Origin of the sequence: Pandoraea capi (genome assembly GCF_902459735.1) — a bacterium.
Classification (GTDB): domain Bacteria; phylum Pseudomonadota; class Gammaproteobacteria; order Burkholderiales; family Burkholderiaceae; genus Pandoraea; species Pandoraea capi.
The window spans coordinates 229948-254147 of record NZ_CABPRV010000001.1 but is presented as its reverse complement, the minus strand read 5'-3'; the positions used below and the strand labels follow the sequence as shown (position 1 = coordinate 254147).

Sequence of the window (24200 nt, the reverse complement as noted above, 5' to 3'; positions counted from 1 at the left end):
GTATTTGCTGCTTGCCGATCCGCCGCACGGACAACGCCGTGCGAGCGTTCGCGCCACGCCTGCCGGCGCTATTTGCCGCGCCGCACGCGTCGCAACTCGTCGATCACCAGCAGCACCGCGCCCACGCAAATGGCCGAGTCGGCCACGTTGAACGCCGGCCAGTGCCAGCCGCCGACGTGAAAGTCCAGAAAGTCGATCACATGCCCGTAGATCACGCGATCGATCACGTTGCCCAGCGCGCCGCCGAGAATCAGCGACAGCGACAGGCAGAACATCTTCTGGCCGTTGTGACGCTTGAGCAGCAGGATGATGACCGTTGCCGCCACTACGCCGAGCAGCGTGAAGAACCAGCGCTGCCAGCCACCGGCCGAGGCGAGGAAGTTGAACGCCGCGCCCTTGTTGTACACCAGCACGAGATTGAAGAACGAAGTCAGCGGGCGGAATTCGCCGTACTGGAACGTTTTCAGAATCGTGAGCTTGGTCACCTGATCGAGCAGGATCGCAATGACCGCGATCCCCAGCCACGGTGCCAGCCCGAAGGTGGCGCCGCTGCGGGCGCTGCCGCCCGATCCCGATCCGCTACGCTTTGCACTCGTACGTGCACCTGCTTTGCTTGCCATTATGCCGCGCTCCGGTGTTCGCCGCTGCCGAAGAGGTTCGACACGCAACGTCCGCAAAGGGTCGGGTGAGCGGCGTCTGCGCCCACGTCCTCACGATAGTGCCAGCAGCGCTCGCACTTCTGATGCGTCGACGGCGTCACCACCACGCCTTCCTCCGCTTCCGAAGCGACTTGCGTGACCTTGGCGGCCGAGGTGATCAGCACGAAGCGCAGATCGTCGCCGAGGCTGGCCAGCACGTCGTACTTGCGGCCCGAGACGCGCACGTCCACTTCCGCCTGCAACGACGAACCGATCTGCTCGGCGGCGCGGGCTTCTTCGAGCGCCTTCGTGACGTCGCCGCGCACCGTGCGCAACAGGTGCCACTTCTCGAGCAGACGCGTGCCTTCCGCCACTTCCGGGTAAGCGTAGTACGTCTGCGTGAAAATCGTGTCGTTGCCCGGCTGGAACACCTGCCACGCCTCTTCCGCCGTGAACGACAGGAACGGGGCCATGACCTTCAGCAGACCGTGCGTGATGTGATACAGCGCGTTCTGGGCGGCGCGACGTGCGGGCGCATCGGGTGCGCTCGTGTACAGACGGTCCTTCAGGATGTCGAGGTAGAAGCCGCCGAGATCTTCCGAGCAGAACGTCTGGAGCTTGGACACGACCGGGTGGAACTCGTAACGGTCGTAGTGGCCGAGCACTTCGGTTTGCAGCGATTGCGCCAGCGCCACCGCGTAACGGTCGATTTCCAGCCACTGGTCCGCGGGCATCGCGTGCTTCGCATGGTCGTAATCGGCCAGGTTCGCGAGCAGGAAGCGCAGCGTGTTGCGGATACGACGGTAGCTTTCGACCACGCGCTTGAGAATTTCGTCCGAGATCGATAACTCGCCCGAGTAGTCGGTCGATGCCACCCACAGACGGATGATTTCAGCCCCCAGCTTGCCCGCGACTTCCTGCGGCACGATGGTGTTGCCGACCGACTTCGACATCTTGCGGCCCTGACCGTCGACGGTGAAGCCGTGCGTGAGCAGCGCCTTGTAGGGCGCACGGCCGTCGAGCATCGAAGCGGTGAGCAGCGACGAATGGAACCAGCCGCGATGCTGGTCCGAGCCTTCCAGATACAGGTCGGCCGGGAAGCCCAGCTCATGTGCGTGCGAGCCGCGCAGCACGTGCCAGTGCGTGGTGCCCGAGTCGAACCACACGTCGAGCGTGTCGCGGTTCTTTACGTAATCCTTGGCCTCGTCGCCGAGCAGTTCGACCGGGTCGAGCGTCTGCCACGCTTCGATGCCTTCAAGCTCCACGCGCTTGGCCACGGCTTCGATCAACTCGGGCGTGCGCGGGTGCAGCGCGCCGGTTTCCTTGTGGACGAAGAACGCCATCGGCACGCCCCATTGGCGCTGGCGCGAGAGCGTCCAGTCCGGGCGGTGAGCGATCATGTTGTGCAGGCGCTGCTTGCCCCACGACGGGAAGAACTCCGTGGCTTCGATGCCGGCGAGCGCGATTTCGCGCAGCGTCTGACCGTTGCCCGGCGCGCCGTCGACCGGCTTCACATCCATACCGGCGAACCACTGGTTGGTCGCGCGGTAGATGATCGGGGACTTGTGACGCCAGCAATGCATGTAGCTGTGCGTGTACTTGAACGAGTGGAACAGCGAGCCCGCGTCGCGCAGCGCTTCGACGATCTGCGGGTTGGCATCCCAGATCGACTGACCGCCGAACAGCGGCAGGCTGTCCTGATAGCGACCGTCGCCGAGCACCGGCATGCGGATTTCCGAGTCCGGCATGTCGTGCGCCTTGCACGACACGAAGTCTTCCACGCCGTAGGCCGGCGCCGAGTGCACGATACCGGTACCGGTATCGGTCGTCACATAGTCGCCGAGGTAGATGGGCGACGTGCGGTCATAACCGGCATCGGCGCTCGCGAGCGGGTGACGGAAGCGGATCAGCGAGAGCGCTTCGCCCTTCGTGCGGGCGACGATCTCGCCGTGCAGGCCGTACGTCTTCAGGCAGTCTTCGACGCGATCGGTCGCGAGGATCAGCAGGCCGCGTTCGGTCGAGACGAGGGCGTACTCAACTTCCGGATGCACGTTGAGCGCCTGGTTCGACGGGATCGTCCAGGGGGTCGTCGTCCAGATGACGATGTAACCGTCTTCACGCGGCAGCTTCGGCAGACCGAACGCCTTGGCGACCTTCTCCGGTTCCGCGAAGGCGAAGCCCACGTCGATGGCCAGATCGGTCTTGTCCTTATACTCGACTTCCGCTTCGGCCAGCGCCGAGCCGCAGTCGAAGCACCAGTTCACCGGCTTCAGACCGCGATACACGTAACCGTTCTCCAGAATCTTTGCCAGCGCGCGAAGCTCGTCCGCTTCGTTGGAGAAGTTCATGGTCTTGTACGGATTGTCCCAGTCGCCCAGCACGCCCAGACGCTCGAAGTCCGCCTTCTGGCGCTCGATCTGCACGGCGGCGTAGGCGCGCGCCTTTTCCTGCACTTCACGCACGGGCAGGTGCTTGCCGAACTGCTTTTCGATCTGGATTTCGATGGGCATGCCGTGGCAGTCCCAGCCCGGCACGTAGGCGGCGTCGAAGCCCGCGAGGCTGCGCGCCTTGACGATCATGTCCTTGAGGATCTTGTTGACCGCGTGACCGATGTGGATGTCACCGTTCGCATACGGCGGGCCGTCGTGCAGGATGAACTTCGGACGGCCTTTGCTGGCCTGGCGGATCTTGTCGTAGATCTTCTTTTCCTGCCATTGCTTGACCCACAGCGGCTCGCGCTTGGGCAGGTCGCCACGCATCGGGAACGGCGTGTCCAGCAGGTTGACGGGGTATTTGCTCGGGGCTTTCTTTTCGCTCATGGGTGCAACGCTTCGAATTTGGGATGTCGGGTGTGGGGCGCTCGCGCCGGTGACGTTGCCGGGCCTGTTTCGTGGCCGACGGTGCAACGTCCGGGCGGGTGCCAGAGACGGCGGCGGGCCGCGCGCGTGGCGCTGGGCGCCGGCGCACGCGGGCGAAGATCAACTAATTCGGTCGGTGGCCGAGGTGGCGAAGTCGCGTCGTGCGCTCGGGCCGTTGGCGTCGAGCGCATGGGCGAAATAGGCGCGCGCCTCGCGCGTGTCCTGCGCGATGGCGGCTTCGAGTTCGGCCAGTCCGTCGAATTTCGCTTCGTCCCGCAGCTTCTGCAGGAATTCCACGCGCACCAGCTTGCCGTAGCAATCACCCGAGAAATCGAGCAGATGGACTTCGAGCAGTACGCGGCCGGAATCGTCCACGGTCGGGCGCAGGCCGAGACTCGCCACGGCCGGCAGCGGTTTGTCCGCCAGGCCGTGAACCTGCACGACGAAAATGCCGGTGAGGGCGGGATGCTTGTGGGCGATGCGCAGATTGAGCGTCGGGAAGCCGAGCTTGCGCCCCAGTTTCATGCCGTGCACGACGTGGCCGGTGATCGCGTACGGACGGCCGAGCAGCGCATGCGCGCGCTCGAAGTTGCCGTCGGCGAGCGCGGCGCGCACTTCCGAGCTGGAGATGCGCACGCCGTCGTGCGCGATGGTCGGCATCTGTTCGACGACGAAGTCGAAGCGACGGCCGGCGTCGCGCAGGTATTCGATATCGCCCGCGCGCTTGGCGCCGAAGCGGAAGTCGTCGCCGACGAGCAGCCAGCGGGTGTGCAGGCCGTCGACAATGATGTTGCGCACGAAGTCTTCGGGCGACTGACCGGCGAAATGCGCGTTGAAGTGCTCGACCACCAGACGGTCGACGCCGTGTGCGCGCAGCGCTTCGAACTTGTCGCGCAGGTTCGAGATACGGGCGGGCGCACGGTCGGGGGTGAAGTATTCGCGAGGATGCGGCTCGAACGTCATCACGCACACCGGCAAGCCGCGCGCAGCCGCCGCCGCGCGCACGCGCGCGAGCAGTGCCTGGTGGCCCAGGTGCACGCCGTCGAAATTGCCGATCGTCAGCACGCAGGGCGCTTTGCTTTGCGCGTTGGGTAGACCCCGGAAGACTCGCACGATAAGGAAGCGTCAGTACAGGACGTTGATATATGGGATGAACCGCGCGGCGTGGCTGGGAAGGCCCGGCGGCCTGTGACGGCGGGGCAGGGCCCGGACCGCGCAGGACGGCCGATCCGACATTGCGGCGCCGCAGAACGTTGAATTATAAACGCTTCGGGGCCATCGCGGCGCGCATCGCGCTGTCTGGTGCGCCGCGCCAATGATAAAATCCGGCGATGAAGAACATTGTCATCCTGATTTCCGGACGAGGCAGCAACATGCAGGCCATCGTCCGGGCCTGTACCGCAGAAGGCTGGCCGGCCCGCGTGGCCGCCATCATCGCCAATCGTCCCGAGGCCGACGGCCTGGAGTTCGCGCAGGAAAACGGCATTGCCACGGCCATCGTGCCGAGTCGCGGCAAGACCCGCGAGGCGTTCGACGCCGAACTCGCCGCCGAGATCGACCGTCATCAACCCGATCTGGTCGTGCTCGCCGGGTTCATGCGCATTCTCACGCCGGCGTTCACCGAGCGCTACGCCGGGCGGCTCATCAACATTCATCCGTCGCTGCTGCCCGCTTTCCCGGGCCTGCAAACGCACGCCCGCGCGCTGGAAGCCGGCTGCAAGATCGTCGGCGCCACCGTGCATTTCGTGACCGCTGAGCTCGATCACGGCCCGTACGTGCTGCAAACGGCCGTACCCGTGCGCGACGGCGACACGCCGGAGACACTGGCAGAGCGCATTCTGCCGCTCGAACACATCATTTACCCGCGCGCCGTGCGCTGGTTCGTGGAAGATCGTCTGGTCGTGGCCGATGGCCGCGTGACGCTCGCCCCGCGTGCCGACGGCACTTCCGATTCGCAAGATTCGCAATGGCTTTTTGGTGAGGACGCATGAGCACCCGCCCGACCCAGCGCCGCGATGGCGCCAATCAATCCAGTCACCGCTCCGGCGGCCGTTCGTCCGATGCCCGTCATCCTTCCAAAGGTGGCAATGATCGCGGCTATGTCCGCCCGGATCGCTACGACCGTTCGCGCAACGATCGCCGTCAGGACGCGCCGCCCGTCGTCGGCGGGACCGGCATGCGCGGCGAGCGTCTGCCGCCGGCACTCTTCGAACATACGCAACGACTGCTCGGCAGCGTTCTGACGTTCACCGGCCCGGCCGATACGCTCGTCAGCACTTACTTCCGTGCCAACGACAAGCTCGGACATCGGGAGCGCGGTGTGCTGGCGGAGACGGTATTCGCCATTCTGCGCCGCAAGCTCGAATTCGGTCAGCACGCCGTGAGCGGCACGGGGTCGCAGGAACGCCGTCTGGCGCTGCTCGGTCTCGCCTTCACGCGGGGTATCGCGTCGGTGGAACTGGTGGCGACGCCGGACGAAGCGGCCTGGCTCGAACACGTTGGTCAGATCGACCCCGCCAGCCTTGCACCGCGAGTGCGCACTAACTTGCCGGAGTGGTTGTACGACCGTCTGGCCAAGCGTTTCGACGGGGCCGAGCTCGAAGCGCTCGCTGCGTCGCTGAATCAGCCCGCGCCGCTCGACTGCCGTGTGAACCTCATCAAGGCGACCCGGGACGATGTGCTCGCCAAGCTGCGCGAAGACGGCTTCTCGGCCGAGCCGACGCCGCTCGCGCCCAATGGCATCCGTCTGTCGGGCAAGCCGGCGCTGCAAAAGCATCCGCTGTTCATGTCCGGCGCGATCGAGGTGCAGGACGAGGGTAGCCAGTTGCTGTGCCAACTGGTCGCGCCGCGTCGTGGCGAGATGATCGTCGACTTCTGCGCCGGTGCCGGCGGCAAGACGCTCGCGATCGGTGCGCAGATGCGCTCGACCGGGCGTCTGTATGCGTTCGACGTGTCGGAAAAGCGTCTGGCGAAGCTCAAGCCGCGTCTGGCGCGCAGTGGTCTGTCGAACGTCTATCCGGTCATGATCGACAGCGAGAACGATAGCAAGATCAAGCGTCTGGCCGGCAAGATCGACCGTGTGCTGGTCGACGCGCCGTGCAGTGGGCTTGGCACGCTGCGCCGGAATCCGGATCTGAAGTGGCGCCAGTCGCCGCAGTCCGTCGAGGAACTGACGCAGAAGCAAACGTCGATTCTCGCGAGTGCCGCGCGTCTGGTGAAGCCGGGCGGTCGTCTCGTGTATGCGACTTGCAGCTTGCTGACGGAAGAGAACAGCGCGATTGCCGAGGCCTTCGCCGCCGCCCATCCGGACTTCGTGCTGCTGCCCGCAAACGAGTTGCTCGCGGCGCAGAAAATCGGACTCGACACGGGCAAGTATCTCGAATTGCTGCCGAACCGAAACGCGACGGACGGCTTCTTTGCGGCCGTATTCGAGCGTCGCGCCGCCGCGAAAGCGTAAAGTGTATTTCGACGGGCGCCCGTGTGGCGCCCGGAAGCGCCGCGCCGGCTAGTCCCGGCGAACGACAAGAAAAGATAGAAGGGATATGGCGATGCAGGAAAGTCCGGCTTTCGCGAGGTTGGTGCGGGATGTCGTGCGTGACTTCGGCGATACGCAGATCATCTGGCAGATCGTGGCGCTCGTCGGCGCGCTCGCCGTCGCGTTCGTGCTGCGTCGCTGGATGATCGGTCGTCTTGACCGTCACTTCGAACGTGTCGCGCCGGCCCGCCGCGCGGGATCGTCGAGCCTGCGCCGCTCCTTCTTCCCGATGTTTGGCTGGATGTGCGTGGCGCTCACGCGTGTCGTGCTTCAGGAGTACATGCACGTCTCGCTGCTGATGCTCGCGGAAGTCCCGCTGTTCGGCACGGCGCTCATCTATCTCGCGTTCTACTTCGCACGTCGGCTGTTCGCGTCATCGCCCCACGCCTCTGGCTTGCTGAAGGTGTTCGAGCGGGTGTTCACGACGCTTGCGTGGCTGTCGATGCTCGCCTACGTGCTGGGCGTGCATGACGACATCCTCAAATGGCTTGCCAGCGTGAAGTTCGCCGTCGGCACGAGTCATCTGACGTTGCTCTCGATACTCTCGGGCGTGCTCTGGATCGGTGTGACGCTGGTGCTGGCGATGTGGGTCGGCTCGCTGATCGAAGACCGGATCATGCGCACGACCACGCTCGACGGCAACCTGAAAGTGGTGCTCTCGCGGCTGATCAAAGGCTTGCTGACGCTCGTCGCCGTGCTCGCGACGCTGTCGTTCGTGGGCATCGATATCACCGTGCTCGGTGTGTTCGGCGGGGCGCTTGGCGTGGGGTTGGGCTTCGGCTTGCAGAAGATCGCGTCGAACCTCGTGTCGGGATTCATCATCTTGCTGGATCGCTCGGTGCGGATCGGCGACCTGATTACGGTGTCGACGTATCACGGCACCGTGTCGCAAATCAACACGCGGTATTCGGTGGTACGCGGGCTGGATGGCGTTGAAGCGCTGGTGCCGAACGAACAGCTCGTGACGAACGTCGTCCAGAATCACTCGTTCACCGAGACGCGCGGCCGGGCGAAAGTGAGTGTTCAGGTCGCTTACAGCGCCGATGTCGAACTGGCGATGTCGCTGATGCTCAAGGCCGCGGAGGGCATTCCCCGCGTGCTGTCCGATCCGGCGCCCTCGGCATTGCTGCTGAATTTCGCTGCCGATGGGATGGATCTGGAAATGGGCTTCTGGGTGCAGGATCCGGCGCAGGGCAGCGGCGCCATCCGTTCCGAGATTAATTTACGGATTTGGCGCGCATTTCGTGAGCAGGGTATTGAAATTCCGTATGCGCAGCGCGAAATACGCATTCTGAACGACTGGGCGGACGGCATTCCTGCGGAAGTCCCCCATCCCCCGGTCGACCGCCCTGATTTGCCGGTGGACGCCTTGCCCGCGTCTGCGTCATCGCCCGCCGTGCCGCCCCAACTGGCGTCACCACAGGCGGATGACGCCGGAAAGAAGGCCTGATAGACCGATTTCTCTACGTTTTTCCCGGACGCCGGGTTGACCTGCGACAAAATGCGTGGCTGACAGGCTACACACGGGCGTCGGTGCGTCGGGTAAAATGCGTCCCAAACCATAAAAACCAGACGTTCACTGGCACGTTTTCCGCCCATATCGCACGGCATCCGCAACTTGCCGACCTCCAGCGAATCCAAGCGTCAAGCGAGCGCAAGAACGAGACCTGACGCGACGGCCTATGTCCACATCGGCCGCTTCGGCCCGACAAGACAAGACACGGCTTCGCTGGACCTTGCCGTGATGGCTACCGTATTGATTAGTTTGGAGTGATATTTTGCTGGACAGTCTCCTTGGATTTCTCTCGACCGGCCTGCTCGACTGGAGCGGCTGGGAGATCTTTTTCTTCACGCTGGCCGTCACCCATGTGACGATTGCCGCGGTCACCATCTATCTGCATCGTTGCCAGGCGCACCGCGCCCTCGATGTGCATCCGGTCGTCGCCCACTTCTTCCGCCTCTGGCTGTGGATGACCACGGGCATGATCACCAGCGAGTGGGCTGCCATCCACCGCAAGCACCACGCCAAGTGCGAAACGCCGGAAGATCCGCATAGCCCGCAAACGCGCGGCCTGTGGAAGGTGCTGGCCGAAGGCGCCGAACTCTATCGCGCTGAAGCGAAGAACGAAGAAACGCTGCGCAAGTTCAGCCACGGCACGCCGAACGACTGGATCGAGAACAACATTTACAAGCGTTTCCCGATTCTCGGCATCAGCATGATGATGATCATCGACATCGCGCTGTTCGGCGCCATCGGTCTGACCGTGTGGGCCGTGCAGATGGTGTGGATTCCGTTCTGGGCGGCCGGTGTCGTCAACGGTCTGGGCCATTACTGGGGCTACCGCAACTTCAACTGCGCCGACGCGTCGACGAACCTGCTGCCGTGGGGCATCATCATCGGCGGCGAAGAACTGCACAACAACCACCATACCTACGCGACGTCGGCCAAGCTGTCGAACAAGTGGTACGAGTTCGATATCGGCTGGCTGTACATCCGTACGCTGTCGTTGGTGGGGCTGGCCAAGGTGAAGAAGATCGCGCCGACGCCGAAGCTCGCGAAGGTCAAGGCGGCCTGCGACGACGATACGTTGCAAGCCGTGCTCTCGAACCGCTACGAAGTGATGGCGCGTTATGCCAAGACCTTCAAGCGTGCCTACGGCGAGGAACTGGCGCGCTTCAAGGACAAGCGTCAGCACGGCGAATACCAGTTGCTCCGCGGCGCGCGCAAGTGGCTGCATCACGACGAAGCCTCGCTGCAAGAGCCGCAAAAGCAGCAACTCGGCGAGATCTTCGCACACAGCAATGCCGTGAAGACGTACTACGAACTGCGCAACGAACTGGCCGGTATCTGGGATCGTTCGAATGCCTCGCGTGAGCAGTTGCTGGGTCAGTTGCAGAACTGGTGCCATCGTGCAGAGCAGAGCGGTATTCACGCATTGCAGGAATTCGCGACGCGTTTGCGCCGCTACGCGTGAACAGGCGCAGCCAGAAATCTGTTTTTGACGCATAATCGAAACCCCGCCACGGCGGGGTTTTGTCATTCCCGGCCTATCCCACGGGCCACGCAAAAATGAATGCCTCACTCAAATCCGTAGAATTCGAGCGCCCCGCACCGAGCGGCGCCACGTGCGTTGCCCATGCCTGGGCACGCGTCCCGGATGCGCCGTCGCAGGAGGAACGCGCGGCGCTCAAGGCCAAAATCAAGCACTTGCTCGTCGAGCAGGATGCCGTGCTTGTGGCCCACTACTATGTCGACGCCGACTTGCAGGACCTCGCCGAGGAGACCGGTGGCTGCGTGGCCGATTCGCTCGAAATGGCGCGATTCGGCCGGAATCATTCGGCCAAAACGCTGGTGGTGGCCGGCGTGCGCTTCATGGGCGAGACGTCGAAGATTCTCAGTCCCGAAAAACGCATTTTGATGCCCGATCTCGACGCGACGTGCTCGCTCGATCTGGGTTGCCCCGCCGACGAATTCGCCGCATTCTGCGATGCGCATCCTGACCGTACCGTTGTCGTCTATGCCAATACCAGCGCAGCCGTGAAGGCGCGTGCGGACTGGATGGTGACGTCGTCCATCGGCCTGGAAATCGTGGCGCATCTGCATGCACAGGGCAAAAAGATTCTGTGGGCGCCAGACCGCCATCTGGGCAGCTACGTCCAGAAGCAGACGGGCGCCGACATGTTGCTGTGGCAGGGCGCATGCCTCGTGCACGACGAGTTCAAGGGCACCGAACTCGAGCTGCTGCGTCGCGCGCACCCGAACGCCAAGGTGCTGGTGCACCCGGAGTCGCCGGCGGCAGTCGTCGCGCTGGCGGATGTCGTCGGGTCCACGTCGCAGATGATTGCGGCGGCGCAGACCATGGACGCCACGGAATTCATCGTCGCCACTGACAACGGCATCTTGCACAAGATGCGCGCCGCAGCACCGGGCAAGCATTTCATCGAAGCGCCGACAGCGGGCAACAGCGCCACCTGCAAGAGCTGCGCGCATTGCCCGTGGATGGCGATGAACAGCCTGCGGAATCTGGCGGAAGTGCTGGAGTCGGGGGCCAATGAAATTCACGTCGATCCGGACATTGGCCGCCGCGCGCATACCTGTATCGATCGTATGTTGACGTTCGCCGAAGCGCGCAAGCAGAACGTGCGCGCCAGCGGTGATTTTGCGCGCGACGGCGCGCTGTTCTCGGGCGTGGGCCCCGCATAATGACGCAATCGAAAACGTTGAACACTGCCGAAGCGCTGTCTCCCGAATTCACGACGTTCGGCGAGCCGCTCGAAGCGGCGCTCTCGCGCAACGTGCAGGACGCACTGGCAGAAGACATCGGCAGCGGTGACCTCACGGGCTTGCTCGTGCCGTCGGACGAAATGGCGCATGCGCGAATCATCGTGCGTGAGTCGGCGGTGCTGTGTGGCGTGCGTTGGTTCGAGCGCTGCATGCTGGGCGTCGATGCCTCGGTGCGTGTGCAGTGGCACTACCGCGAAGGCGAGCGCATGACGCCCGATTCGCCGGTCTGCGACATTTACGGCCCGGCGCGCGCACTGCTGACCGGCGAGCGTACGTCGATGAACTTCCTTCAGTTGCTCTCGGGTGTCGCGACGGCCGTGCGTCGTTACGCGGACATCGTCGAAGGGACAAAGGCGCGCGTGCTGGATACGCGTAAGACGCTGCCGGGGCTGCGTCTCGCGCAGAAGTTCGCGGTTCGCGTGGGCGGCGGGGCGAATCAGCGTCTCGCGCTCTACGACGGCATTCTCATCAAGGAGAATCACATCGCGGCGGCAGGCGGCATTCGTCAGGTGCTGGCGAACGCCGATCGTCTGTCGGACGGCGCGCCGGTGCAGATCGAAGTGGAGTCGCTCGAAGAACTCGAGACCGCTCTGGCGTGTGGCGCGACGTCGATCCTGCTCGACAACTTCACGCTGGAAATGATGCGCGAAGCCGCGCGTGTGGCCGATGGGCGTGCCGTGCTGGAAGCGTCCGGCGGGATCAATCTGGAAACGCTGCGAGCGATTGCGGAGACGGGCGTCGACCGTATTTCTGTCGGCGGCCTCACCAAGGACGTTCGCGCAGCGGACTTCTCCATGCGCATTCTGGAGACGGTGGGATAAGCGTCACGATGTGATGGATTGGCTTGCGAAGCCTCAGACGCTTCGAAACGACAAGGCCGCGGGGTAATGCCTGCGGCCTTGTCGTCTTTTGCGAAAGCGATCAGCGCGTGCGACGCGGTAGCGCTGGCGAAAGCACCGTCGGGAGGGCTTTCGGCAGCGTGTCCGGGAAGTCGCGCGAGAAATGCAGGCCACGGCTCTCACGACGCGCCAGGGCGCTATCGACGATCAGTGACGCGACGTCGACCAGATTGCGCAATTCCAGGAGATCGCGACTGACGCGGAAGTTGGCGTAGTACTCGGCAATCTCCTCGCGCAGCAGGGCGATGCGATGCTGTGCCCGTTCCAGTCGCTTGGTCGTGCGCACGATGCCGACGTAGTTCCACATCATGCGGCGCAGTTCATCCCAGTTGTGCGCGACGACCACTTCTTCGTCGGCATCCGAGACACGGCTTTCGTCCCACGCGGGAACGTCCGTGGCGGCGATCTGGGTGGTTTCGCCGCGCTGAATGTCTTCGGCGGCGGCCTTGCCGAGCACGATACATTCGAGCAGCGAATTGCTGGCGAGACGGTTCGCGCCGTGCAGGCCGGTGTACGTCGCTTCACCCACGGCATACAGCCCGGGCAGATCCGTGCGCCCGTGCATATCGGTGACAATCCCGCCGCACGTGTAATGCGCCGCCGGCACGACGGGAATCGGTTGCTTCGTGATGTCGATCCCCAGTTCAGCGCAGCGAGCCAGAATCGTGGGGAAGTGTTCGCGCAGGAATTCCGGACTTTGATGGCTGATGTCGAGGTACACGCAATCGAGCCCGTGTTTCTTCATCTCGAAGTCGATGGCGCGCGCAACGATGTCGCGCGGCGCCAGTTCGGCTCGAGGATCGTGCGCAGGCATGAAGCGCGTACCGTCAGGGAGCACCAGACGTCCACCTTCCCCCCGAACGGCTTCCGAGATCAGGAACGACTTCGCGTAAGGATGATAGAGACAGGTCGGATGGAACTGGATGAACTCCATGTTCGCGATCCGGCAGCCCGCGCGCCAGGCCATGGCGATGCCATCGCCCGTCGCGGTATCGGGGTTCGTCGTGTACAGATAAACCTTCCCGGCCCCGCCGGTAGCCAGCACCGTGTGTCGGGCGGTCACCGCGTGGACTTCACCGGTACCGAGATCCTGGATGTACAGGCCCTGGCAATGACGTCCGGCTGTCGGCGCCGCGTCGGCACGATCGGACGTAATCAGATCGACGGCGAAGTGATTCTCGAAAAGGGTGATGTTCGGGTGCTGGCGCACGCGCTCGGTGAGCGTCGTAATGACGGCATGCCCCGTGGCGTCGGCTGCGTGAATGATGCGGCGATGGCTGTGACCGCCTTCGCGTGTCAGATGAAAGCCGAGTTCGGCTTGTGCGTCGCGCGTGAAGGGCACACCTTGCTCAATGAGCCACTCGATGGCTTCGCGGCTGTGTTCGACGATGAAGCGCGTTGCCGCCTCGTCACACAATCCGGCACCGGCGACGAGTGTGTCGGCGACGTGTTCGTCGACGCTGTCGGTGGAGTCCAGTACCGCGGCGATGCCGCCCTGAGCCCAATCGCTCGCACCTTCGGGCATGGGGCGCTTGGCGACCAGCGCCACGCGGCAGGTGTTGGCCAGATGCAAGGCGACGGACTGGCCGGCGAGCCCGCTGCCGACGATGACGACATCGAAATTCATGGTACGCGCGCTGTCTGGGATCGACGCATTTTCGGTGGCGCGATCCTCGTGATGAGAGATGAGCCAGTATAGCGAGTCAACACACCCGTGACACATGCCCCTATGCGCAGATCGGAGATATTGTGCTGCGCCGGACTACGCAACGCGTAGCGCTGCAATTTTCGAGACGCTGAAATGAAAATACCCCGCCAGAGGCGGGGTATTGAACGCAGTAGCGAACCACTGCGATGAAACCTGTTGATCTTATTTGATCTTGGTTTCTTTGTACGGTACGTGCTTACGAGCCACCGGATCGAACTTGCTGATTTCCATCTTTTCCGGATGGGTACGCTTGTTCTTCGTGGTCGTGTAGAAATGACCCGTACCTGCGGTCGATTCCAGCTTGATCTTGTCGCGAGCGCCTTTTGCCATGATGAGCTCCTAAAACTTAGATGGCGTTACGCGAACGCAGGTCCGCGAGAACGGCATCGATACCGACCTTATCGATCAGGCGCAAGCCGGCGTTCGAAAGGCGCAGGCGCACAAAACGGTTTTCGCTCTCAACCCAGAACCGGCGATTTTGCAAGTTCGGGAGGAAACGGCGCTTGGTTTTGTTATTGGCGTGGGAAACGTTATTGCCGACCATCGGCGCTTTCCCGGTCACTTGACATACGCGTGCCATGAAGCACTCCTAACCCAGAATTCTGTGTAAAAAAAGGTGAGTCGAAAAGACAGACCGCGATAATACCACAAAAATCCCAGACAAATCAATCGCTTTAGTCGATGTAGGACGTGAGTCCCTGGCGGGAAACGTCTGTCGGAGATTCGGGGAAGGGACGGATCATAGCGTAAACGCCGCTCAAATGCGAACGGCGTGCCGAATTTATGTGCACAGTGTTGTTCCGCGTCACACTGCGTCACGAATTTCCTCGTGTCCCGACGCATCTGCGGCTCGCCTTCGACTTACATGTCGCCGCCTTCGGCCAGCGAATAGACGGTATCGCCGGCCACGATGAAATGATCGAGCAGGCGAATTTCCAGCAGCGCGAGCGCGTCGCCTAACTGACGTGTCAGCGCAAGATCGGCGGCGCTGGGCGTGGGGACGCCGGACGGATGATTGTGCGCGACGATGATGGCAGCCGCATGAAGGTCCAGTGCGGCGCGTACGATTTCTCTCGGGTAGACGCAGGTCTGCGTGAGCGTTCCTTCGAACATGATCCGCGTGCCGATCAGCCGGTGCGCGGCGTCCAGAAACAGGCAGACGAAGCGCTCGCGCGAGGTGTCCTGCAACGTGAGACGCAGATAATCCCGAACCCGGGCGGGAGAATCGAGCATGCAGCCGGATTGCAGGCCTTCGCGCAACATGCGGCGCGCCACTTCCAATGCGGCCTGAAACTGAAGGGATTTGGCCTGACCGAGGCCGGGGATCTGCCGCAATGTCTCGAACGGTGTGGCAAGCAGTCTGCCGAGCGATCCGCTGCGGGCCAGCAGCTCGCGCCCGAGATCGACGGCATTGCGGCCATGCGAGCCGGTGCGCAGCAAGATGGCGAGCAACTCCGCATCGGACAGGGCATTGGGCCCATGGGCGAGCATTTTTTCGCGGGGGCGCTCGGCGGGTGGCCAGTGAGCGATGGACATGACGGCTCCGGAAGGCGGACACGGTCGCAGGCATGATCGCGGGTGTCACTAATAAGAAACACAGCCGCCGAATGGAAAAATTCGGGGCTGCTTTGATGGGGAGCCGGACGCGCAACGCGTCGTCGCTTACAATAATAGCTTGACCTTGCTGTGAGACCCCCATGAGTTCTGTTGTAACCCCCGTGGTTCAAGACGATTCCTATCTGACGCTCCACTACCGGATCGGCGCGCCCGACGGCGCGGACATTGTCAACACTTTCGAAGGCACCCCTGCCACGTTGCAACTCGGCGGCGGCCAGATGGCGCCGACGCTGGAGCAGGCGATGCTGGGGATGGCCGTGGGGGAGCGTCGCCGGATCGAACTGGCGCCGGAGCAGGCTTTCGGCCCGCGCAATCCGGAACTGCTGCAACGCGTCTCGATGAAGACGTTGCAGGAGAACAGCAACTTCGGCGAGGAATATAGCGTTGGCGATCTGGTCGAGTTCAACGCGCCGAGCGGTGGCCGCTATGCGGGCATCCTGCGCGAACTGGGCGACGGCTGGGCATTGTTCGACTTCAACCATCCGCTGGCGGGCCAGCCGATCGTGTTCGAAGTCCAGATTATCGGCATTCTGTAGGAATCGAAATGAGCGCCACCCAAGTCGTAGCACCGACGCTGTCGGATGCGGAAATCCTGCTGGCTCAGCCGCGCGGCTTTTGCGCGGGCGTCGACCGTGCGATCGAAATCGTCGAGCGCGCGCTGGCGATGTACGGTGCACCGATTTACGTGCGCCACGAAATCGTCCACAACGTGTACGTCGTCGAGAATCTGCGCAAGAAGGGCGCGATTTTCATCGAGGAACTGTCGGATGTTCCGCCGGGCAACACGCTGATTTTCAGCGCGCACGGCGTGTCGCAGGCCGTACGTACCGAAGCCGAATCACGCGGTCTGCGCATTTTCGACGCGACCTGTCCGCTCGTGACGAAGGTCCACGTCGAAGTCGCGAAAATGCGCAGCCAGGGGCTCGAGATCATCATGATCGGCCACAAGGGGCACCCGGAAGTCGAGGGCACCATGGGCCAGTCGGGCGAGGGCATGTTCCTCGTCGAGACGATCGAAGACGTGCTCGCGCTGCAAGTGGCAGACGAGAGCAAGCTCGCCTTTGTGACGCAAACGACGTTGTCCGTCGACGATGCCGCCGAAGTCATCAACGCGCTCAAGAAGCGCTTCCCCGAAATCACCGAGCCGAAGAAGCAGGACATCTGCTACGCCACGCAGAACCGTCAGGACGCCGTGAAATTCATGGCGCCGCAGTGCGACGTGGTGGTTGTGGTCGGCAGCCCGAACAGCTCCAATTCGAACCGTCTGCGCGAAGTCGCCGAGAAGATGGGCGTACCCGCCTATATGGTGGATTCGCCGGATCAGCTCAAGCCGGAATGGTTCGACGGCAAGCGTCGTATCGGGGTGACGGCGGGCGCATCGGCACCCGAAGTGCTGGCGCAATCGATCGTCTCGCGTCTGCGCGAACTGGGCGTCAATCAGGTCAAGGTGCTCGACGGTGTGGAAGAGAACATCGCGTTCCCGTTGCCCAAGGGCCTCACGCAGGCGGTCGCAGGCTGAGGTCTATCGAAGCCCCTCGGTCAATATCGAACCGTATCGATACGGATCGGCCCCTGGTGGGCCATATTGACCGCGCTGCCGCAGCGACTGTGCAACGCCGTCGCGCATAGCATCACAGAAAGTTCACGGTCGGTGGCAATGCCCGCACGGCCGTCAAACCGGGGGCCGTCGTAGACGGTCCCGGTTTTTTTCCCCTCCATGATTCGGGCCGGTGCGCTCAGACGCACGACACATTGCCCGCAGGCACGGCATCGACGCGCCCTTTTCGCCATCAGGCACCCTGACGTCCACGTCGATCATCCGCCGAACTCCCCCCGACTTTTCCAGGATCGCCCCCGCGGATCTTTCGCATTGACGAACGAGATTTCGCAGAATCCACGCATATCCGATTTTGTAGCTTTTAACGTCTCGGCAGCCAAAACCGAATGTCGTTCTCGTTAATTCAACGGATATAGAATTAACAATAAGGAATGTCGTCTGGTTTTCCGGAATTTAATTATTTATATGCCTGCTTAATTAGAAAGATCATTCCAAATCTAATAGGCATGCTAATTGCTTACTAGATTGCCATGGCATCCGGGCCCATGAATGGTGCACCGGTTGCACCATGAAGCCACTCGGGAAGCTGCGCCCGGGTGCGTAAAACCTTTCACAATTCCGGGGTTGCGCTTTTGAAAAATTAGGGTTGCACAAGTCGGTATAAAACCTTAGTCCTCCATTATGGAAAACCCTGTGGCTGCGGGCGTCGCAGCCGCAAAGAATGGAGTTACAATGCGCGCGTTTCGCATACGAAACATCGATTTGGCGTTATTGGCGTTATTAAATCGCCGACAATCAGGAGATCATCACATGCAACTCAAGTTCGCGAAGGTACTGCCCGTAGTCGCCGCAGTGACGCTGTTGGCGGCATGCGGTCAGAAGGAAGAAAAGCAGGCCGATTCGGGTGCCGCTTCTGCACCTGCCGCGACGACTGCCGCCAGCGGGGGCGGCGATGCGGTTGTCATCAAGATTGGTCACGTTGCACCATTGACGGGCCAAATTGCTCACTTGGGCAAAGATAACGAAAACGGTGCACGCCTCGCCGTTGAAGAAGCCAACAAGGCTGGTCTGACCATCGACGGCAAGCCGATCAAGCTGGAACTGGTGGCAGAAGACGACGCCGCCGATCCGAAGACTGCAACGCAGGTCGCCCAGAAGCTGGTCGACGAGAAGGTCGTTGCCGTGGTGGGTCACTTGAACTCGGGCACGACGATTCCGGCATCGAAGATCTATAGCGATGCAGGCATCGTGCAGATCTCGCCGTCGGCAACCAACCCGGCGTACACGCAGCAGGGCTTCAAGACGACCTATCGTGTGGTCGCCACCGACGCTCAGCAAGGTCCCGCACTGGCCAACTACGCGACGAAGGCACTCAACGCCAAGTCGGTGGCCATCGTCGACGACGCCACGGCGTACGGCAAGGGTCTGGCCGACGAATTCGAGAAGACCGCCAAGGCCAACGGCCTGAAGGTGCTCTCGCACGACGCGACCAACGACAAGGCCACGGACTTCCGCGCCATTCTGACCAAGATCAAGGGTGAGAAGCCGGACATCATCATGTACGGCGGTATGGATGCCACCGGTGGCCCGTTCGCCAAGCAATCGAAGGAACTGGGTATCGGTGCCAAGGTGCTGGCCGGCGACGGCGTGTGTACTGACAAGGTGGCCGAACTCGCTGGCGACGCCATCGACAACATCGTCTGCTCGGAAGCAGGTATGGCCCTGTCGAAGATGGAAAACGGTGCCGATTTCTCCAAGCGTTACGAAGCCCGTTTCAACCAGCCGATCCAGATCTACGCCCCGTTCACGTATGATGCCGTCAATGTGATCATCGACGCCATGAAGCGTGCCAACTCGACCGATCCGGCCAAGATTCTGGCAGCCATGCCGGCAACGGATTACAAGGGTGTGATCGGTCACATCGCGTTCGACAGCAAGGGCGACATGAAGGAGCCGGTGATCACGCTCTACAACTACAAGGATAAGAAGAAGAGCGTGCTCGACGTGGTGAAGATGTAACTCCCAGGCTCTCGCGCCATGATGCGGCACCGTTGCCTACCCATTCGGTGCCGCATCGATATCTGCGGAAAGACGCTGTGCCTGCATGACGGGCACGGCCCCCCCTCCTGACACAGGATTACGCCTCATAACCCGCAGTTCTCTCGACCCCCTCGCATGCCCTATCCGGCTTGCGTGTCGGGAGCCCGTTCCCGGGACAAGGAGTTAGCTTCATGGATATTTTTATCCAACAAATCTTGAACGGCCTCGTGCTTGGTAGCGTCTACGCGATCATTGCACTGGGCTATACGATGGTCTACGGCATTCTGGGCATCATCAACTTTGCCCACGCCGACGTGATGATGATCGGTGCGATGGTCGCGCTGTCCACCATCAACCTGCTTTTGAAGATCGCGCCGGATATGAACCCGGTGCTCATGCTGGCCATTGCGACGCTCGTGTGTATGCCCGTGTGTGCACTGACCAACTTTGTGATCGAGCGCGTGGCTTACCGGCCGTTGCGCAATGCGCCGCGTCTGGCGCCGCTGATCACCGCGATCGGCGTCTCGCTGCTTCTGCAGACGATCGCCATGCTGATCTGGTCGCGTAACCCCCTCTCGTTCCCGCAACTGCTGCCCACCGACGCCATGACCGTCATTCCGGCGCGCGGCAATCATCCGGGTGCGGTCACCAACGGCACGGGCATCGTGATCGTTGTCGTGGCGTTCCTCGTCATGTTCGGCCTCACGCAGCTCGTGAACCGCACCAAGCTCGGACGCGCCATGCGTGCGACGGCGGAAAACCGCAACGTCGCCGGTCTCATGGGCGTGAACCCGAACTTCGTGATCTCCGCGACGTTCGCGCTCGGCGGCGGTCTCGCTGCGCTGGCGGGCGTGATGATGGCGTCGAACTACGGCAACGCGCACTTCTACATGGGCTTCATCCCCGGCATGAAGGCGTTCACCGCCGCCGTGCTCGGCGGGATCGGCAACTTGCAGGGCGCCATGGTCGGCGGCGTGCTGCTGGGCCTCATCGAAGCGCTGGGCGCGGGCTACATCGGCGATCTGACCGGTGGCGTGTTCGGCAGTAACTATCAGGACGTGTTTGCTTTCGTCGTGCTGATCGTGGTGCTGGTGTTCCGTCCGAGCGGTCTGCTCGGCGAGCGCGTGGCAGATCGTGCATAAGCGGGGAGGATCGACATCATGAATCAACCCGTGCAAACGTCGCCGGCGACGCAGATTTCTGCCGCCGCCGCGACCCGCAAGGCCTATCGCGGCCTCGCGTTCTTCCTGATCGCCGCGATCGTCGCGCCCATGCTCGTCGGCTACGCCGGCGGCAACTACTGGGTGCGCGTGCTCGACTTCGCGCTGCTCTACATCATGCTCGCGTTGGGCCTGAACATCGTGGTGGGCTTCGCCGGCCTGCTCGATCTAGGCTACATCGCGTTCTATGCCGTGGGCGCGTATGTCACGGCGTTGCTGAGTTCTCCGCACCTGACGGTGCACTTCCCGTGGATTGCGTCGATGTTCCCCGGCGGTTTGCATGTGCCCGTGTGGCTCACGATTCCGATCGGGGCTGCGGTCGCGGCGGTGTTCGGCATTCTGCTCGGTGCACCGACGTTGCGGCTTCGCGGCGACTATCTGGCCATCGTGACGCTGGGCTTCGGTGAAATCATCCGTATCTTCATGAACAACCTGGACCGGCCGGTGAACATCACCAACGGCCCGATGGGGATCACGGCGATTCAACCGGCCTCGTTGTTTGGCTTCGATTTCTCGAAGACGCACAATTTCTTCGGGATCCAGGTCAACTCGGTGTACATGTACTACTACCTGTTCGTGTTCTTCGCGTTGCTCATCGCGTTCATCTGCGTGCGCTTGCAGCACTCGCGCATCGGACGCGCCTGGGTCGCCATTCGTGAAGACGAAGTCGCCGCCAAGGCGATGGGCATCAACACACGCAACATCAAGCTGCTCGCGTTCGCGATGGGCGCGTCCTTCGGTGGCGTGGCGGGTGGCATGTTCTCCGCGTTCCAGGGCTTCGTCTCGCCCGAGTCGTTCACTTTCTGGGAGTCGATCGTCGTGCTCTCGATGGTGGTGCTCGGCGGTATGGGCCACATTCCGGGCGTGATTCTGGGCGGTGTGCTGCTTTCGGCTTTCCCGGAACTCCTGCGCTCGACCCTTGGGCCGTTGCAGATGAAGTTGTTCGGTAGCGTCATCGTCGATCCCGAAGTGATCCGGCAGTTGCTGTACGGTCTGGCCATGATCCTGATCATGCTGTACCGTCCGGCCGGCCTGTGGCCGTCGCCGCGTCCGGAAGAACGGACTCTGTAAGCCGAGGGAGATGACCTGAACATGAGCGAACAAATTCTTCTGTCCGTCAAGGGCGTGAACAAGCGCTTCGGCGGTCTGCAGGCCCTCACCGATGTGGGCCTGGAGATCAAGCCGGGGCAGATTTACGGGCTGATCGGCCCGAACGGCGCCGGCAAGACCACGTTCTTCAACGTGATCACCGGTCTCTACACACCGGACTCCGGCGAGTTCCGGCTCGACGGCACGGCTTACAAGCCGACCGCCGTGCACGAAGTGGCGAAGGCCGGCATTGCGCGCACCTTCCAGAACATCCGTCTGTTCGGCGGCATGACCGTCGTCGAGAATGTGATGGTGGGCCGTCACGTGCGCACGAAGATGGGGGTGATCGGCGCGATCGTCCGCTATCCGGGCGCGAAGGCCGAGGAGCGCGCGATCCGCGACCGTGCGATGGAGTTGCTGGAGTATGTGGGCGTGGCGAAGTATGCCAACTACACGGCGGCGAACCTCTCGTACGGCCACCAGCGGCGTCTGGAGATTGCACGTGCACTCGCGACCGACCCGAAGCTGCTGGCGCTGGACGAACCGGCCGCGGGCATGAACGCCACGGAGAAGGTGGAGCTGCGCGGTCTGCTCGACAAGATCCGTAGCGACGGGCGCACGATCCTGCTCATCGAGCACGACGTGAAGCTGGTGATGGGGTTGTGCAACCGCATGACGGTGCTCGATTACGGCAAGGTGATTGCCGAAGGTTTGCCGCAGGATGTGCAGAAGAATCCGGCGGTGATTGAAGCGTATCTGGGTTCGGGAGGCCATTGATGAGCGCAATGTTGACGATCAAGGGCCTGAAAGTCGCGTACGGCGGGATCAAGGCGGTCAAGGGGATCGACCTGAGCATTCAGCCGGGCGAGCTGGTCACGCTCATCGGCGCGAACGGTGCGGGCAAGACGACGACCATGAAGGCGATCACGGGCTTGCTGCCGTGGGCCGATGGCGACATCGAGTATCTGGGCAAGTCGATTCGCGGGGTGAAGGCGTTTGATCTGCTCAAGCAGGGGCTGGCGATGGTGCCGGAAGGTCGCGGCATCTTCACGCGCATGACTATCCTCGAGAACATGCAGATGGGGGCGTATCTGCGCAACGACAACGCGGGGATCAAACAGGACGTCGACAAGATGTTCGGCATCTTCCCGCGTCTGAAGGAGCGTAAGGATCAGCTTGCCGGTACGCTCTCGGGCGGTGAGCAGCAGATGCTGGCCATGGCGCGGGCGCTGATGAGCCAGCCCAAGCTGCTGCTGCTCGACGAGCCGTCGATGGGGCTCTCGCCGATCATGGTGGAGAAGATCTTCGAGGTGGTGCGTACGGTATCCGGCGAAGGCGTGACGGTGCTGCTCGTGGAGCAGAACGCGCGTCTGGCGCTGCAAGCCGCCCACCGTGGCTACGTGATGGACAGCGGCCTGGTCACCATGACCGGCGACGCCAAGGACATGCTCGACGATCCGAAGGTGCGCGCGGCGTATCTCGGGGAGTAATTCGAGACGTCAATCAAGGCGCGGGCAGGGATCGGTCGATGCCAGTCCATCGATCCCCACCCGGTCGGATGGTGTGTCACGCAAAGGGCGCCGGAGGCAACTCCCGGCGCCCTTTGTGTCTTGTGGCGCAGCGTGTTGTCGTCATCACGAACGGCGGCGCTTGCCGATGGCGATCACGCCGACGCACATGCATCAACGCATCGGCGCATCGGCGCTTCAGGCCGCCACATGCGGGCCGGCGCTGGATGCGGGCGGCAGTCGCTTGCCGAGAGACACGACATCGTCCGCGGCATACCCATGCGCGTTGTAGAACGCCAGCGCCTCCCGCGACTGCGTAAGCACTTGCAGGTTGAGCTTGAGGCAACCCCGTTCGGCCAGCGCAATCTCCGAGTGCCGCAGCAGCGCACTCGCCACGCCGCGACGACGCAGCGCTGACGTCACCGCCAGCGAATAGACCCAGCCACGATGGCCGTCGTACCCGGCCATGACCGTGCCGACGATCTTGCGCTCGCGCACCGCGACGAAGAACAGACCGTCGCGCATGGCCACCTTGTTGGCGATCGAGCGACGCGGCTCGCGGTGCGGCTTGTCGGCCCGGTTGTATTCCGGAAACGCTTCACGCCAGAGCGTGATGACGGCGTCGGTATCCGCTTCGTCGAACGTGCGGATGTGAATGTCGGCGGATAGGCGGGTCATGGCGCTTCCTGCTGGCCCGTGTAGATGTCGGGCCGATGGATCTGCATCATCTTGTTCACGGGGCCGAGCGGCTCGAAGCCGTAACGGGCATAGAGGCTGGCGGCGTCGGTGGTCGCGAGCAGGAAGCGGCGCAGCCCCTGCAATGCCGGATGGGCGAGGACGTTCTCGCACAGACGCTTGCCGATTCCGAGCCCACGCATCGAGGGGGCGACGAACACATCCGCCAGATACGCGAACGTGGCGTGATCCGTGATCACACGCGCGAAACCGACCTGTCGCGAGACGCCGCCTTCGATTTGCGTGGCGTAAGCGCCGAAACACAGCGAGTGACTGATGGCGCGCATGAGCGTGGTGCGCGGAATGTCCTGTGCCCAGTGCGTCTGCGTCGACAGGGCGTGATGGATGAAGCCGATGTCGAGCCGTGCCGGATCGGCGGAAATTTCGACGATGGCGTCGGCGGGCGGTGTCGGGTGCCCCTGACTCAGGTCGTTCATCGATGGGTTCTCCTGAGATTGTCATAGGCGCTCGCCGAAGCGAGGTCCGGGCGAGCGTCGTCGATCAAAACGT

The 24200-nt window shown here is 62.7% G+C and carries 22 protein-coding genes; 13 read left to right on the top strand and 9 right to left on the bottom strand.

Annotated features, from left to right (window positions below; translation table 11 throughout):
- Nucleotides 1-68: 68 nt before the first annotated feature.
- From lspA to PCA20602_RS01055, 3 genes are all read right to left on the bottom strand, one after another.
- Nucleotides 69-620 (bottom strand): signal peptidase II, encoded by a 552-nt coding sequence (gene lspA / locus PCA20602_RS01065; RefSeq protein ID WP_069341934.1) that lies wholly within the window; start codon nt 618-620, stop codon nt 69-71.
- Nucleotides 620-3457 carry an isoleucine--tRNA ligase gene (gene ileS / locus PCA20602_RS01060; RefSeq protein WP_150719606.1) on the bottom strand — a complete coding sequence of 946 codons (2838 nt, stop codon included), beginning with the start codon at nt 3455-3457 and terminating at the stop codon, nt 620-622. The genes lspA and ileS overlap by 1 nt, the downstream gene beginning before the upstream one ends.
- A gap of 159 nt (nt 3458-3616) precedes the next feature.
- On the bottom strand, nt 3617-4609 hold the full coding sequence (locus PCA20602_RS01055; protein WP_150719605.1) for a bifunctional riboflavin kinase/FAD synthetase: 993 nt from the start codon (nt 4607-4609) through the stop codon (nt 3617-3619).
- Nucleotides 4610-4827: 218 nt separating this feature from the next.
- Between PCA20602_RS01055 and purN the strand changes: the two genes are divergently transcribed.
- The 6 genes from purN (at nt 4828) to nadC (ending at nt 12137) form a co-directional block, all read left to right on the top strand.
- Nucleotides 4828-5487, top strand: a complete 660-nt coding sequence (gene purN / locus PCA20602_RS01050; protein ID WP_150719604.1) for a phosphoribosylglycinamide formyltransferase — start codon at nt 4828-4830, stop codon at nt 5485-5487.
- A 185-nt stretch (nt 5488-5672) separates the two neighbouring features.
- Nucleotides 5673-6953: an RsmB/NOP family class I SAM-dependent RNA methyltransferase gene (locus PCA20602_RS01045; RefSeq protein ID WP_150719982.1), complete on the top strand. Its 1281-nt coding sequence runs from the start codon at nt 5673-5675 to the stop codon at nt 6951-6953.
- A 91-nt stretch (nt 6954-7044) separates the two neighbouring features.
- The gene (locus PCA20602_RS01040; RefSeq protein ID WP_174980688.1) at nt 7045-8481 is read left to right on the top strand and encodes a mechanosensitive ion channel family protein; all 1437 of its coding nucleotides are present in this window, start codon (nt 7045-7047) and stop codon (nt 8479-8481) included.
- Nucleotides 8482-8809: 328 nt separating this feature from the next.
- Nucleotides 8810-10006, top strand: coding sequence for a DesA family fatty acid desaturase (locus PCA20602_RS01035; RefSeq protein WP_150719602.1), 1197 nt, complete (start codon nt 8810-8812; stop codon nt 10004-10006).
- 95 nt (nt 10007-10101) lie between these two features.
- Entirely contained in the window at nt 10102-11235 is a 1134-nt protein-coding gene (gene nadA, locus PCA20602_RS01030) for a quinolinate synthase NadA (RefSeq protein WP_150719601.1), read from the top strand.
- The gene (nadC, locus tag PCA20602_RS01025; protein WP_242559002.1) at nt 11235-12137 is read left to right on the top strand and encodes a carboxylating nicotinate-nucleotide diphosphorylase; all 903 of its coding nucleotides are present in this window, start codon (nt 11235-11237) and stop codon (nt 12135-12137) included. The genes nadA and nadC overlap by 1 nt, the downstream gene beginning before the upstream one ends.
- Before the next feature lie 100 nt (nt 12138-12237).
- On the opposite strand, the gene nadB is transcribed toward nadC, so the two are convergent.
- The 4 genes from nadB to radC all read right to left on the bottom strand — a co-directional run bounded on the left by nadB (nt 12238) and on the right by radC (nt 15459).
- A complete protein-coding gene (gene nadB / locus PCA20602_RS01020; RefSeq protein ID WP_150719600.1) occupies nt 12238-13842 on the bottom strand; it encodes an L-aspartate oxidase in 1605 nt (534 codons plus the stop codon).
- Nucleotides 13843-14085: 243 nt separating this feature from the next.
- Nucleotides 14086-14253, bottom strand: a complete 168-nt coding sequence (gene rpmG, locus PCA20602_RS01015; RefSeq protein ID WP_010807102.1) for a 50S ribosomal protein L33 — start codon at nt 14251-14253, stop codon at nt 14086-14088.
- A 16-nt stretch (nt 14254-14269) separates the two neighbouring features.
- Nucleotides 14270-14503, bottom strand: a complete 234-nt coding sequence (gene rpmB / locus PCA20602_RS01010) for a 50S ribosomal protein L28 (RefSeq protein ID WP_039400832.1) — start codon at nt 14501-14503, stop codon at nt 14270-14272.
- A 281-nt stretch (nt 14504-14784) separates the two neighbouring features.
- Nucleotides 14785-15459: a RadC family protein gene (gene radC / locus PCA20602_RS01005; protein WP_069341925.1), complete on the bottom strand. Its 675-nt coding sequence runs from the start codon at nt 15457-15459 to the stop codon at nt 14785-14787.
- 161 nt (nt 15460-15620) lie between these two features.
- Between radC and PCA20602_RS01000 the strand changes: the two genes are divergently transcribed.
- The 7 genes from PCA20602_RS01000 (at nt 15621) to PCA20602_RS00970 (ending at nt 22937) form a co-directional block, all read left to right on the top strand.
- Nucleotides 15621-16076, top strand: coding sequence for an FKBP-type peptidyl-prolyl cis-trans isomerase (locus PCA20602_RS01000; RefSeq protein ID WP_150719599.1), 456 nt, complete (start codon nt 15621-15623; stop codon nt 16074-16076).
- Nucleotides 16077-16084: 8 nt separating this feature from the next.
- Complete coding sequence (ispH, locus tag PCA20602_RS00995; protein ID WP_150719598.1) at nt 16085-17059, top strand: 4-hydroxy-3-methylbut-2-enyl diphosphate reductase; 975 nt, start codon at nt 16085-16087, stop codon at nt 17057-17059.
- An 849-nt stretch (nt 17060-17908) separates the two neighbouring features.
- Entirely contained in the window at nt 17909-19117 is a 1209-nt protein-coding gene (locus PCA20602_RS00990; RefSeq protein ID WP_150719597.1) for a branched-chain amino acid ABC transporter substrate-binding protein, read from the top strand.
- A 212-nt stretch (nt 19118-19329) separates the two neighbouring features.
- Nucleotides 19330-20280, top strand: a complete 951-nt coding sequence (locus tag PCA20602_RS00985; protein ID WP_150719596.1) for a branched-chain amino acid ABC transporter permease — start codon at nt 19330-19332, stop codon at nt 20278-20280.
- A gap of 18 nt (nt 20281-20298) precedes the next feature.
- Entirely contained in the window at nt 20299-21429 is a 1131-nt protein-coding gene (locus PCA20602_RS00980; protein ID WP_246181965.1) for an ABC transporter permease subunit, read from the top strand.
- A gap of 21 nt (nt 21430-21450) precedes the next feature.
- Nucleotides 21451-22224: an ABC transporter ATP-binding protein gene (locus PCA20602_RS00975; RefSeq protein WP_150719595.1), complete on the top strand. Its 774-nt coding sequence runs from the start codon at nt 21451-21453 to the stop codon at nt 22222-22224.
- The gene (locus PCA20602_RS00970) at nt 22224-22937 is read left to right on the top strand and encodes an ABC transporter ATP-binding protein (protein ID WP_150719594.1); all 714 of its coding nucleotides are present in this window, start codon (nt 22224-22226) and stop codon (nt 22935-22937) included. The genes PCA20602_RS00975 and PCA20602_RS00970 overlap by 1 nt, the downstream gene beginning before the upstream one ends.
- 216 nt (nt 22938-23153) lie before the next feature.
- On the opposite strand, the gene PCA20602_RS00965 is transcribed toward PCA20602_RS00970, so the two are convergent.
- Nucleotides 23154-23633: a GNAT family acetyltransferase gene (locus tag PCA20602_RS00965; RefSeq protein WP_150719593.1), complete on the bottom strand. Its 480-nt coding sequence runs from the start codon at nt 23631-23633 to the stop codon at nt 23154-23156.
- Nucleotides 23630-24127, bottom strand: a complete 498-nt coding sequence (locus PCA20602_RS00960; RefSeq protein ID WP_150719592.1) for a GNAT family N-acetyltransferase — start codon at nt 24125-24127, stop codon at nt 23630-23632. Before PCA20602_RS00960 ends, PCA20602_RS00965 begins: the two co-directional genes overlap by 4 nt.
- Between the last annotated feature and the right edge of the window lie 73 nt (nt 24128-24200).